This window comes from Paraburkholderia sp. SEWSISQ10-3 4 (assembly GCF_030464785.1).
Classification (GTDB): domain Bacteria; phylum Pseudomonadota; class Gammaproteobacteria; order Burkholderiales; family Burkholderiaceae; genus Paraburkholderia; species Paraburkholderia aspalathi.
The window spans coordinates 16,932-30,335 of record NZ_JALPRI010000009.1; the positions used below are offsets into that span (position 1 = coordinate 16,932).

Sequence of the window (13,404 nt, forward strand, 5' to 3'; positions counted from 1 at the left end):
CAGCGCCCCCGGAATCATGTGTGGAAAAGAACGAACGGCAAGAACGAGGTAAGCAAAATGCGCAAGTTTCAGGATTTGCTCGCGCGAGTTTTCGATGTCGCGTTGGTACTGGTGGGTGCGGCGGTGGCGTCGCAGATCCGCTTTGATTACCTCGCTCAATCAGGGTTCTATTGGGCGCTCGTGATGTTTTCCGCCGCCTTTGCGCTGGCCACCTTTCCAGCGTTCGGCGTGTATGAATCATGGCGCGGCCGTTCCAAGCTCTCATTGGCCGGGCAGGTGTCGCTTGCGTGGTTGATGGTGCAGGGCAGCGCGCTTGTGCTGATGTATTCGCTGCATCGCATCGACTTCGTCTCGCGGCTGTGGTTCTCGTATTGGACGGCGGTGACGGGCGGCCTGTTGATCGCTGACCGGCTGATCATGCATGCGGTGCTGGCGCGTGCGCGCAGTGCCGGTCTGAATCTGCATCAGGTTGCGATCGTCGGTAGCGGCTCGCAGTGCGATGCGATCATCCGCAGGATCGATTCGGCGCCCGGCACAGGCTTTCGCGCGACGGCCGTCTACAACACGCGCCCTGACGTGTCTGCTGTGACCAGCCCGCGGGTACCTGTCTGCGAGACGGTGGATGCGCTTGCCGACTACATTCGCACCAACGATGTGCACGAACTCTGGCTCATGTTGTCGCTCACCGAAGAGCCGCTGATCTGCAAACTGATCAACGAGTTCCGCGACGATCTGGTGAATATCCGCTTCATGCCCGACGTGCGCAGCATCGCATTGTTCGATGGCAGCGGCGTGATCGATCTGCTCGGCATGCCGGCGATCAACCTGGTCGCCTCGCCGCTGTCAGCCAGTTCGATGCTGAAGAAGGAAATCTTCGACCGCCTGTTCGCCGCTTCGGCGTTGATTGGCCTCGCGCCGATCCTGCTCGCCATAGCGATCGCGGTGAAGCTCTCGTCGCGCGGCCCGGTTCTCTTCAAGCAGAAGCGCAAAGGCGCGGACGGCCACGTTTTCACGATCTACAAATTCCGCTCGATGCGACTGCATGCCGAGCCGAAGGGCACGCTCAAACAGGCGACGCGCGACGATCCGCGCGTCACGCGCGTCGGTGCATTTCTACGCCGCACGAGCCTCGACGAACTGCCGCAATTCTTCAACGTGTTGCGTGGCGACATGTCGGTCGTTGGACCGCGTCCCCATGCACTCGAGCACGACGACCTCTATCAGAAAGTGGTCGCCGGCTACATCAATCGCTATCGGATCAAGCCGGGCATTACAGGCTGGGCGCAGATCAACGGCTTTCGTGGCGAAACCGACCGCATCGAGAAGATGGAGCGTCGCGTCGAACATGACCTGTACTACCTGGGGCATTGGTCGTTCGCACTCGACATGCGGATTATCGGCGCGACGATCGTTGCCGGACTGGCGCATCGAAACGCTTACTAAGTACTAAGTAGTTAACAAGCACGCTGGGCTCTACCTCCCCCGAGGACAGTCCCTGGCGCAAGGAGGAAACACCATGAGCTCGCTTGGTATACGCACGGGAAGTCTCGTGATTTTCACAGTTGCAACAGTGCTTTCCGGATGCGGAATCGTACCGGGTCAACAGATGATTACCCCAGCCGCGGTTCAGGACACGGGTGGGGACTACAGCACGGAAGCGTCGCAGCAACAGCAGATTCCGATTACTGACATCAACCTCGCGCTGCTGCGCAAGATGAACGCGACGCAGACGGCCACGACGCTGCCGCCGCAGACAACCGCGCTGTTCGGCAAACCGACCTCTTACAAGGTCGGCCCGGGCGACGTGCTGCAGATCGTCGTGTGGGACCACCCGGAGCTCGCCGCCGCGCTGGGCCAGCCCGCGCAGAACGCGAAGACGTCGGACGCCGCGCCCGGTTTTCTGATCGACGAAAACGGCGACGTGCAGTTTCCGTATGCAGGCACGGTGCACGTTGCCGGCAAAGACGTCGGGACGATCCAGAAGGATCTGCACAAGCGTCTGAGCAACGTGTATCAGAAGCCTGAGGTGACGGTACGGGTGGCCTCGTTCCGCAACGCGCAGGTTTATGTCGACGGTGAAGTGCGCACTCCTGGCGCGCAGTCGGTCACGGACATTCCGTTGTCGTTGACGAGCGTGATCAACCAGGGCGGCGGCTTCAGCCCGAATGCGGATCGCAGCCGCGTTGAGCTGATCCGCAACGGCGTGACGTATCCGCTCAACGTGGACGACCTGATCAAGCGCGGCCGCAATCCGTCGGACATCTATCTGCAAGCGGGTGACATCGTACGGGTGGCTTCGCGCGAAGACAGCGGCGTGTATGTGATGGGCGAAGTCAACAAGCCGGCGACGATCCTGCCGATGCGTAACGGCACGCTGACGCTTTCGCAGGCCATTTCCGATAGCGGCAGCTTCGACTCGAACACGGCGGCGGCCAGACAGTTGTTCGTGATCCGCAATTCGACCAGCGAATCGCCGCAGGTCTACCACCTCGATGCGACCTCGCCGGTGTCCATGATCCTCGCCAATCAGTTCGAGCTTCAACCGAAGGACGTCGTGTATGTCGGTCAAGGCGGCCTGGTCCGCTTCAACCGTGTGCTGAACCTGCTGCTGCCGGCGATCAATGCGGCTGTAACGGGTGCCGTTCTTGCGAAATAACAACCGTGCAACGTGACCATGAACCGCCGGGCTTTGTTGGGTGAACAAAATGGCAATTAATTTCGAAAACCGCTATACCGACGTGTCCGGACCGGACGAGCTGCACCTGTCGGACTATCTGCGCACGATCGTGAGAGGTTGGCGCACGATCGTGATGGTGACGCTGATCGCACTCGCGCTGGGGTGCGCGTATGCGTTCCTTGCGCCGCCGACTTACCGCGCAGATGTGCTGTTCCACGTCGAGGACAAGACAGCCAATGCCAATGCGAACGGCAAGGATTCCTTGCCGCCGCTCACCGGCATGTTCGACACCAAGCCCTCGACGGCGGCGGAGATCGAGTTGCTGAAGTCGCGTCTCGTCACCGAGGAAACGGTCAAGAATCTGCACCTCGATATCACGGCTTCGCCGCGTTATATGCCGTTCATCGGCGGGATGATCGCGGGCCTGGTGAACGGGCAATGGGGCTTCAAGTTGCCGTCATTCATCAACGTGTCGGGCTTCGCATGGGGTAACGAGAGCATTGCCGTGTCGCGTTTCGACACGTCGAAGGACTATTACGACACGACCTTCACGCTGATTGCGGGCGATGCGGGTTCGTACGTGCTGCGCGACAAGAACGGTATCGCGATTCTCTCCGGCCACGTCGGCGAGACCGTGCAAACCGACACCGCCGACGGCCCGATCGCGTTGCATGTCGACAAGCTGGTCGGCGAGCCTGGCGCGCGTTTCGAGCTGCAGCGCGCCTCGACGCTGGGCACCGTGGACCGCTTGCAAAAGGCGCTCGTGGTGGCCGAAACCACGCTGCAGTCCGGCGTGATTCGCACCAGCCTCGAAGGCGGCGACCCTGCACTGACCGCGGCGATCGTCAACAGTATGGCGCGCGAATTCGTGCGTCAGGATGTGGAAAGCCGTTCAACCGAAGCGGAGCACATGCTGGCCTTCCTCGACCAGCAACTGCCCGGCTTGCGCAAGGAACTCGACGACGCTGAGCAACGCTACAACAAATTCCGCAACGCGCACGGCACGGTCGATCTTGGTGAAGAAAGCCGTCTGTTGCTTCAACAGGTCGTCGACAACAAGACGAAGCTGCTCGATCTGCAGCAGCAACGCGCGGAGATGTCGCAGCGCTTCACGGCGAATCACCCGGCGGTAGCCGCGCTCGATGCACAGATCGCGGCGTTGCAGGGCGCAGCGGCCACCATGAACCGCAGCGTGGCTGTGATGCCGGATACCGAGCAGACCGCATTGCGTCTGCTGCGCGACGTGCACGTCGACACGGAGCTCTATACCAATCTGTTGAACAGCGCGCAGCAACTCCGGGTGGCGAAAGCTGGCCAGGTAGGCAATGTGCGGGTGGTTGACTTCGCCGAAACGCCTGACGAGCCGGTGCGCCCGAAGCGCGTGCTGGCGATCCTGATCTCGCTTGGCGGCGGCTTGCTGATCGGCATCATGCTGACCTTCTTCAAGCGCGCGATGTACGGCGGCGTGGAACGTCCCGACGAGCTCGAAGCAGTGCTCGGCGTGCCGGTCTTCGCAATCGTGCCGCGCAGCCAGACGCAGCTGCGTTTGCAGGAAAACGTCATGCTGCGCCGCCGCGGGCTGCATGTGCTCGCACAGCAGGCGCCAGAAGACATCGCTGTGGAAGGCGTGCGCAATCTGCGGACCTCGTTGCAGTTGTCGCTCGATCATGCTGAGAACAACGTCGTGATGATCACGGGTTCGCGGCCCGATACCGGCAAGTCGTTCCTGTCGGTGAATCTGGCGGCGCTGGTGGCGTCGGCGAACAAACGGGTGCTGATCATAGACGGCGACATGCGGCGCGGCGACGTCCATTCGCATTTCGGCATCGCGCATCAGCCGGGGCTCTCGGACGTGCTGAGCGGTGGCGATCTCGCGTCGATGGTCCAGCGCGACGTGCTGCCTGGACTCGACGTGCTCGCCAAGGGCACGCTGCCCTCGCATCCGTCTGAATTGTTAATGAGCAAGCGTTTCCAAACGATGCTCGACGAGTTGAAGTCGCACTACGACATCGTGATCGTCGACACACCGCCGGTGCTTGCCGTGACCGATTCGACGGTGATCGGCAAGTACGCCGGTACGACGCTGCTGGTGGTGCGCCATGGCCGCCATCCGCTGAACGAGATTGCCGAGACGGCCAAGCGGCTGCTCAACGGCGGAGTATCGCTCAAAGGCGTGCTGCTGACCGATGTGCCTCAGGAAGGGGCATTCCTCGGTTCCGGCTATCAAGGCGGTTATTACGGATACGACAGCATCGCGGGTTGATGTGACGGCCCCGATGACGGGGCCGCTCATTCAATCGTGATGTTGCACTGGCATTGCAAAGTTCAACGAAAGGAGGGGTTCATGAAACGCAAGGTCGCGCTGATCACCGGCATTACTGGACAGGACGGGTCGTATCTTGCCGAGCTGCTGCTCGCCAAGGATTACGACGTACACGGCATCAAACGCAGGTCATCGCTGTTCAATACGGACCGGATCGATCATCTCTATCGCGACCCGCACGATCCCGACCAGCGACTCTTCCTGCATCACGCCGACCTGACCGACTCGACCAGCATTCTGCGCGTGATTCAGCGTGTGGAGCCCGATGAGATCTACAACCTCGCGGCGCAGAGCCACGTGGCGGTTTCGTTCGAGGAACCGGAATACACCGCTAACGCGGACGGCCTCGGCGCGTTGCGAATTCTGGAAGCGATCCGCATCCTGGGGCTTCAGCACAAGACGCGTTTCTATCAGGCCTCGACCTCGGAGCTGTACGGCCTCGTGCAACAGGTGCCGCAGTCCGAGACCACGCCGTTCTATCCGCGCAGCCCGTACGCGGTCGCCAAGCTGTTTGCGTACTGGACCACGGTCAATTATCGCGAAGCGTACGGGCTCTATGCCTGCAACGGGATTCTGTTCAATCACGAATCGCCGGTGCGCGGCGAGACCTTCGTGACGCGCAAGATCACGCGCGCCGTGGCGCGCATCGCGGTGGGCATGCAGAAGACCTTGTATCTCGGCAATCTGTCGGCGTTGCGCGACTGGGGTCATGCGCGTGACTACGTCGAGATGCAATGGCGCATGCTGCAACAGGAACGGCCAGAGGATTACGTCATCGCCACCGGCGTGCAGTACAGCGTGCGTGAGTTCGTTAAGCATGCCGCCGCTGAGTTGGGCGTCACCGTGCGTTTCGAAGGCACCGGTGTGGATGAAGTCGGCATTGTCGAAAAGGTGGAAGGGCGCGAGATCAAGATGTCGCCCGGCGACGTGATCGTGCGTGTCGATCCGCGCTACTTCCGGCCTGCCGAAGTCGAGACGCTGCTGGGCGATCCGTCGAAAGCCCATGCGCAGCTCGGCTGGAAGCCGACCACGCCATTCAGTGCGCTCGTCAAGGAAATGGTGCGGTCCGACTATCAGATTGCGAGACGTGACGCACTTGTCACGTTGGCCGGTTTCACGGCACTGGAACATCACGAGTAACGGCGATGAATAAACAAGCACGTATCTTCGTGGCGGGCCACCGTGGCATGGTCGGCTCTGCGCTGGTCCGGCGGCTCAATGCCGAGGGTTATCACAACGTCATCACACGCTCGAGAGCTGAGCTCGATCTCAAGGATCAGGCTGCCGTGAACGGCTTCTTCGAGCGGGAAAAGATCGACGTAGTGCTGCTCGCGGCTGCGCGCGTGGGCGGCATTCTCGCCAATGCGTCGCAGCCGGGTGAGTTCATTTATGAAAACCTCGTGATCGAAACCAACGTGATTCACGCTGCGTTTCGCGCGCAGGTAGAGCGGCTGGTGTTCTTCGGTTCGTCGTGCATTTATCCGAAGCAATGTCCGCAGCCGATCCGCGAGGAGTATCTGTTGACCTCGCCGCTCGAGCCGACCAACGACGCTTACGCGATTGCGAAGATCGCCGGCCTCAAGCTGTGCGAGGCGTACAACCGCGAATACAACACCCAGTACGTCTCGTTGATGCCGACCAATCTGTACGGCCCCAACGACAACTACGACCTGAACAGCAGCCATGTTTTGCCGGCTCTGCTCAGGAAGGCGCACGAAGCGAAGGTGAACGGTTCCGCGGCCTTGACGGTGTGGGGCTCGGGCACGCCGCGCCGCGAGTTTCTGCATGTCGACGACCTCGCCGCGGCGACGCTCTTCGTGCTCGAGCACAACGTGACAGAAGGCCTGTTCAACGTCGGCGTGGGTGAAGACCTGTCGATTCGCGAACTGGCCGAATGTATCTGCAAGGTGACCGGCTTCGAGGGTGAACTCGTATTCGACGCGTCCAAACCCGACGGCACGCCGCGCAAGCTGCTGGACGTATCGCGGCTCGCGCAAATGGGTTGGCACGCGACCATCGGCCTCGAAGAGGGCATCACGTCCACGTATCGGGAATTCGTTGAATTACACGCCGGCTCGACCGCCGCCGCCGTCATGCACGTTTAGGCGCGCATTGAAGGGCTGCTGGGCGCGATTCCGGCAATGAGGAAGCGCGTGGAGCGTTTCGCACGAATAGCGTGCAGCGCACACAGGGACGATTTTCGAGGAGTGGCATAAAAATGACTGCGTCAGTCACGATCTTCCACAACGTCGTATGGTCGCGTCACAAGGGTGTCGTGTTTTCCGCCTTGCATAAGATCTCGGCATCCGGCGCGATTCGCTACTCGATGGTGCAGATTGCGGATACGGAGCACGACCGGGTTGGTTTTTCGGACGTCGACTATTCCTACCATCGCTATCCGATGCAGAAGCTGTTCGACGGTTGCTACGAAGATGTGCCGACGATGAAGATGATCGCGCGGCTCACGTGGGAAGTGTTGCGGACGAAGTCGGATCTGATCGTCCTGCCGGGCTACCACCGTCCGGAATACTGGGCGATGCTGGCGGCGTGCATCGTGACCGGCAAGCGGCGCGCGGTGTTCTGCGATTCGACCGCGCGCGACCGGCCTAAAAAATTGCTGACTTCGATTCCGAAGCGCGTGTTCTTTTCACTCTGTGATGGCTATTTCGGTTTCGGCGAACGTAGCCGCGAGTATCTCGAGTCACTCGGCGCGAAGCGCGACAAGATTTTCGTGCCGTGCCAGGCCGCGGCAATGCCTGGATCGTTTTCGCCGGAGCGTGCGCTGGTCGAGCGGGTCGCGGCACGCGCCGGCAATCAGCCGGTGTTTCTGTACGTCGGCCGTCTCTCGGAAGAGAAGGGCATCGGCACGCTGATCGAGGCGTTCGCCGGGTTGCGGCGCCGCATTCCTGCAGCGAAGTTGCGCATTGTCGGCACGGGGCCGATGGCGGACGCGCTGCAGGCGAAGGTGGCCGATCTGGAACTGGGCGACGCCGTCACTTTCGCCGGCAGTTTGCAGGACGAGCCGCTCACTCGCGAATATTACGGCGCGACCTGCATGGTGCTGCCGAGCTATAGCGAACCGTGGGGACTCGTCGTCAACGAGGCGCTCGCGCATGGTTGCCCCGCGGTGGTCAGCGAGAGTTGCGGTTGTGTGCCGGAACTGGTGATCGATGGCGTGAGCGGCTATGCATTCACGGCAGGCGATGTCGCCGGATTGCAGCGCACGATGCTCAAGGCGATGGAGGCATTCGCCGACGCCGGCGGCACGGCGCGCCGTTGCATGGATGTGATTCGCCGTTTCGATCCGCCTTCTGCCGCCGCCAATATCGCGCGTGGCTGTGCGCTAATGCTGAGCGACTGAGGCGCCTCACGGCCCCGTCGCGCATGCGAAGCTCTAACTCGTCCTGGCAGTCACAATGAAGATCCTGATCTACGGCATCAATTACGCGCCCGAACTGACGGGGGTGGGTAAGTACACCGCAGAGATGGCCGTGCTTCTGGCGAGGCGTGGCCACGAGGTTCGCGTGGTGTGCGCGCCCCCTTATTACCCTGAGTGGCGCGTAGCGGCGGACTATGTGTCATGGCGGTATCAGCACGAAACGCGCGACGGCGTGACGATCTGGCGCGCGCCGCTATGGGTGCCGGCGCGTCCGAGCGGGCTGAAGCGGATGCTGCATCTGGCGAGCTTCGCGGTGAGTTCGTTGCCGCTGCTCGCCCGGCAGATGCTATGGCGCCCCGATGCCGCGATGCTGATCGCGCCGACCCTGATGTGCGCGCCCGCTACGCTGGCGCTCGCGCGTCTCGCGGGCGCGAGTACGTGGCTGCATATTCAGGACTTCGAGGTCGATGCCGCTTTCGATTTGGGTCTTCTGAAAAGCTCGCTCGCAGCACGCGTGGCGCGCTGGATCGAAAGCACGCTGCTGCGCCGCTTCGATACCGTGTCGTCGATTACGCCGCAGATGAGTGCGCGCGCGGTGGTCAAGGGCGTTAAGCCTTCGCGGGTTGTGTGTCTGCCCAATTGGGTCGACGTAGCGACCATCTTTCCGCTGACGCGCGCGAGCGACTATCGGCGCCTGCTGGGCATTCCGGCTGGCCAGAAGGTGGTGCTGTACTCGGGCAACATGGGCGCGAAACAGGGTATCGAAACGCTCGCCGATGCGGCGGCATCGCTCGCTGCACGTACCGACCTCACCTTCGTTTTCTGTGGCAGCGGCGCGGCGAAAGAGAGTTTGCTCCAGCGCTGCGCAGGATTGACGAACTGCGTGTTCATTCCGCTGCAACCCGTGGAACGTTTGAACGAGTTGCTCAATCTCGCCGACATTCATGTGCTGCCGCAACGTGGCGACGCCGCGGATCTGGTGATGCCGTCGAAGCTCACCGGCATGTTCGCGAGCGGGCGCGCTGTGGTGGCGATGGCGCGGCGCGGCACGGCTCTCTACGACGCAGTGGTGCCGCGCGGCGTGATCGTGCCGCCGGATAACGTCAAGGCGTTGGCGGCAGCGATCACGGTGCTGGCAAGCGATCCCGAACGCCGTGCGGCGTTGGGTAAGGCGGCACGCGATTATGCGGAGCGCGCGCTATCGCCGGAGTCGACGATCGGTACCTTCGAAGCGCGGCTCGCGACCCTGATTTGTGACACATGTGGCACGAATGCGCGTGGCAAGCATACGAACGTGGAGACGCCGTATTTCGGCGGCCCGAGGCCGTCAGCCACGGTGGCCCGGCGGCGCAAGCCGGCTACAACGGAGGAAGCCGCGCCGGATTGATCCGGCACGCGGCCATCTCATGAATGCGATATCACCACGGGGATTTGTAGACGGCGTGCTTGCCCGCATCGAACGGATCGGCGTAAGTGGTTTTCGCCGCGCCATCGGGCATCAGGCGCTCGGCTGCATTCGTACCGCCCGGCTGGCCGGCCACGCGCACCTTACCGTTGCCGGCGGCCTGCGCCTTGTTGGGCTGCTTGCGCACGGCAGGCTGCGCTCCGCCCAGCACCGTCATGCGTTGTTCGTCGAGCAGGGCTGCCTGCTGGGCGTCGGCGGTATTGCCTTGCTGCGCGTCTGGCGAGCCGTAGTCGCGTGGAGCGCCGAGCAACTGCGTTTCGCTGTTGCGATTCGCCGCCCGCGGCTTGGCGCGCGCTGCAGGAGCGGGGGTGCCGTAGCTGGTCGCAGCGGTAGCGGCAAGAGCCGGTGCAGCGGGCGCGGGCGCTGCTGCGTTCTGCGCGAGCGCCGGTACGGCATAGGTCGCGATGGCGAGAAGCAGAGCGGGTGTTATGTGCCGGAACGGAATGGTCATCGGATGCCCCAGGAAGATGCGGTCGCAATAGAGCTATCGTGCGCCAACCGGTACGCGTGCAGCCGCCAAAACGCTTGCTCGTACGGCCATGAAGGCGGGTTCAGTAAGGAGTCGAAACATAATGTAAGCGTGATGCGCGGGTATGTCGATTGCCGTTCGTGGTCTGGAGAAATCTGATGGGTAACGCTGCCGACGATCCGCAGATCGGGCGTATGCCGGAAGTCGAAGGCGTTCGCGAGGATGGCCGTGTCATCGATCTCAGTCTGGCTGGAAAGGGGAACTATCGCGCGAAGCGCGGCGCCCTGATCGAGCTCATCTGGTTTGTCGTGGAAGCCTGCCTCATCAACAACAAACTGCTGCCGCTCTCGTCGGTCCGCGTTGCGCTATTACGCCTCTTCGGCGCGAAGATCGGCACGGGTTGCCGCTTCGTGCATCCATTGCGCGTGAAGTCGCCGTGGAACCTGGAGGTAGGGGATAACTGCTGGTTCGGCGTCGACGTCTGGATCTACAACCAGGCGCTAATCCGCATCGGCTCGAATGTCTGCATTTCCCAGGGGACGTTCCTCAGTGCCGGCTCTCACGATATGAGCACGACGATGGATCTGCGCGTCGCGCCGATCGTCATCGAGGACGGTGTCTGGATCACGTCGAAATGTGTTGTGCAGATGGGTGTGACGATCGGCCGGTCGGCCGTAGTGACGCCCTTGTCTGTCGTGCATCGTTCGCTTGATCCAGAGGGTGTGTATGGCGGAAATCCATGTCGTTTTATCCGGAACCGTTTCGATTCCGTGACCTGAAGCACAGAGAGAGAACCGCAGCGTTTGTACGCTGAGGAGGCCAGGTCGTTGACAAGCCGGAATGTCGATCGATGCCTTTGATCGACACCTGCGGCGACGCCGGAGATGCGTTCGGCAACGACGTGTGCGTGGTTTGCTTGCCAGCCCCGGTTGGATAAGTAGCCGGTTTGACGCACTCAGACATGCATGAAGAAGATGGGAGTAGGGATGTTCATCGATACTCGCACTGTTGAACACAATACGGTCATTGAAACGACGGTCTGCATCATCGGCGGAGGTGTGGCCGGCATTACGCTTGCGTTGGAGATGTCGAGGGCCGGGGTCGACACCTGCATGCTCGAAAGCGGGGGCTTCGGGCCTGATGACGAAACCCGCGACCTCTATCGCGGCGAAAACGTCGGACTTCCCTATTCGTTCGCGGACGGCTCGCGCAGCCGTTATTTCGGCGGCAGCAGCAACTGCTGGGGCGGCTGGTGCCGCCCGCTGGATCCGTGGGACTTCGACAAGCGCGACTGGATTCCGCACAGCGGCTGGCCGTTCGGACTCGACGAACTGGCGCCGTACTACGCGCGTACGCATGAACTGCTGAAGCTCGGCCCGCAGAATTTCGACCCTGCCTACTGGGAGCGCGAGATCGGACGCCATGACGTGCGCCGCATACCGCTTGCGACCGGCGATATGCGCGATACCGTCGCGCAATTCAGCCCGCCTGTGCGTTTCGGCAAGGCCTATCGTGACGAACTCTCACGCTCGGCGCGGGTGCGCGTGTTTCTGTATGCGAATGTGCAGAATATCGACGCCGACGCTGACGGCACGTCCGTTTCGCGGCTTCAGGTGGCGACCATCAGCGGACGCAAGATGACGGTGACCGCGAGGATTTTCGTGCTTGCCACGGGCGGCATCGAGAATGCGCGGCTTCTGCTTGCTTCGAACAACGTGCAGGCGGCGGGTCTCGGCAATGCCAACGATCTGGTAGGCCGCTACTTCATGGATCATCCGCGGATGATGTCCGGCAAGGTGCGTTTTCGCCCGGGCAACGCACGCAATAAGCTGTACGACATCAAGTATCACTATCAGAACGCCGCGGTGTCCGCGCACGGCACGAAGATCTCTTCACAGTTCGCGCCGAAGCAGGAGTTGATGGAACGCGAGAAGCTGCTGAATTCGCGCGTGTGGCTCTATTCGCGCTGGTACGGCGAAGGAACGGCAGGGTCCGAGGCGCTGATCCACTGCAAGGAAGCGCTGTTGCAGAAGGATCAGCCGGGCCGCAGTCTGAAAACCGATGTCGCGACGATGATCGCGCATCCGTTGCACACCGTAGGCTACGGTTTGACGCGGCTGTTGCAATGGCCCGCGTTGATCACCGACGTGACCTTGCAGGCGATCGTCGAAGCGGTGCCCGATCCCGATAGCCGGGTCACGTTGTCGGCCGATAAACGCGACCGGTTCGGCATGCCGCGCGTGAAGGTGGAGTGGCGTCTGGGCGAACAGGTGCAACGCACCTTCGACAAAACCTTCGCGTTGCTCGCGCTGGAGTTGCAGATGGCGGGCATTGCTGATGTCGAACTCGACGCGCCGCTCGAAGGCCGTCGCTGGCCGGCGAAACTGGAGGGCACGTGGCATCACATGGGCACTACGCGCATGCACGATTCGCCACGCGAAGGCGTGGTCGATCGCGATTGCAAAGTGCACGGCATGAGCAATTTTTATGTGGCGGGCAGTTCGGTGTTTCCAACCGTCGGCGCGAACTTTCCGACCATCACGATCGCCGCGCTTGCGCTGCGCCTCGCGGGTCATCTGGTGCGGCAGCTCGATGTGCCGGATATCGTCGGCAATACGCGGGGTGACGCCGCCAACAGTTCCCTGATGTCGATGCAGACCCAGCAGCCTCAAGTCGAAACGCTGCCGATCGCAGCCTCGACCTTGACGCCGTTGATGAAGGAGCAGTGAAGAACAATCGGTGACAGGGCGCCCCTCGCGGCGCAGTCACCGGTGATATTGATTTTGACCGATGCAGCCTGCCGACCGCAGCCTGCATCGCGGCAAAGCGGTCGCCCGACTGCTTTGCCGCGACGATATTTCGTCATCCTGCTCACATAGCGGGAAACGCCTCCTGAAGTTCATTCACTCCCTACCGATTATTTCAGCGCTTCCACCCGTGCACCGCGAGCGTTTTGCAGATGCACAAAACGCTCGCCGGACCGATCACGTATGTCTCCCCGCCAGACCGACAGCCCAATTTCGGTGTCGCTTTGCTGCGCGCGTACCGAGGGAAAAGCCTAATGTCTGGAGAATCCCTGTTAAGTGCATAT

10 protein-coding genes are annotated in these 13,404 nt (G+C 61.8%); 9 read left to right on the forward strand and 1 reads right to left on the reverse strand.

What is annotated here, in order from left to right:
- Positions 1-57 precede the first annotated feature (57 nt).
- The 7 genes from M0D68_RS18690 (at position 58) to M0D68_RS18720 (ending at position 9,766) form a co-directional block, all read left to right on the forward strand.
- The gene (locus tag M0D68_RS18690) at positions 58-1,443 is read left to right on the forward strand and encodes an undecaprenyl-phosphate glucose phosphotransferase (protein WP_093636538.1); all 1,386 of its coding nucleotides are present in this window, start codon (positions 58-60) and stop codon (positions 1,441-1,443) included.
- 73 nt (positions 1,444-1,516) lie between these two features.
- Complete coding sequence (locus tag M0D68_RS18695; RefSeq protein WP_093636535.1) at positions 1,517-2,656, forward strand: polysaccharide biosynthesis/export family protein; 1,140 nt, start codon at positions 1,517-1,519, stop codon at positions 2,654-2,656.
- 49 nt (positions 2,657-2,705) lie between these two features.
- The gene (locus M0D68_RS18700; protein WP_093636532.1) at positions 2,706-4,940 is read left to right on the forward strand and encodes a polysaccharide biosynthesis tyrosine autokinase; all 2,235 of its coding nucleotides are present in this window, start codon (positions 2,706-2,708) and stop codon (positions 4,938-4,940) included.
- Between the two features lie 81 nt (positions 4,941-5,021).
- Positions 5,022-6,140, forward strand: a complete 1,119-nt coding sequence (gmd, locus tag M0D68_RS18705; RefSeq protein WP_093636528.1) for a GDP-mannose 4,6-dehydratase — start codon at positions 5,022-5,024, stop codon at positions 6,138-6,140.
- Between the two features lie 5 nt (positions 6,141-6,145).
- Positions 6,146-7,105 carry a GDP-L-fucose synthase gene (locus tag M0D68_RS18710; protein WP_200652331.1) on the forward strand — a complete coding sequence of 320 codons (960 nt, stop codon included), beginning with the start codon at positions 6,146-6,148 and terminating at the stop codon, positions 7,103-7,105.
- A 113-nt stretch (positions 7,106-7,218) separates the two neighbouring features.
- A complete protein-coding gene (locus tag M0D68_RS18715; protein WP_093636522.1) occupies positions 7,219-8,361 on the forward strand; it encodes a glycosyltransferase family 4 protein in 1,143 nt (380 codons plus the stop codon).
- Positions 8,362-8,416: 55 nt separating this feature from the next.
- Positions 8,417-9,766: a glycosyltransferase WbuB gene (locus M0D68_RS18720; protein WP_093636519.1), complete on the forward strand. Its 1,350-nt coding sequence runs from the start codon at positions 8,417-8,419 to the stop codon at positions 9,764-9,766.
- A gap of 31 nt (positions 9,767-9,797) precedes the next feature.
- Here the strand turns inward: M0D68_RS18720 and M0D68_RS18725 are convergent, their stop codons facing one another.
- On the reverse strand, positions 9,798-10,295 hold the full coding sequence (locus M0D68_RS18725) for a hypothetical protein (RefSeq protein ID WP_093636516.1): 498 nt from the start codon (positions 10,293-10,295) through the stop codon (positions 9,798-9,800).
- Positions 10,296-10,471: 176 nt separating this feature from the next.
- Here M0D68_RS18725 and M0D68_RS18730 point away from each other — a divergent pair, with 176 nt between their 5' ends.
- The gene (locus M0D68_RS18730; protein ID WP_093636513.1) at positions 10,472-11,092 is read left to right on the forward strand and encodes a putative colanic acid biosynthesis acetyltransferase; all 621 of its coding nucleotides are present in this window, start codon (positions 10,472-10,474) and stop codon (positions 11,090-11,092) included.
- A 207-nt stretch (positions 11,093-11,299) separates the two neighbouring features.
- Complete coding sequence (locus tag M0D68_RS18735; protein ID WP_093636511.1) at positions 11,300-13,042, forward strand: FAD-dependent oxidoreductase; 1,743 nt, start codon at positions 11,300-11,302, stop codon at positions 13,040-13,042.
- Positions 13,043-13,404: the final 362 nt, after the last annotated feature.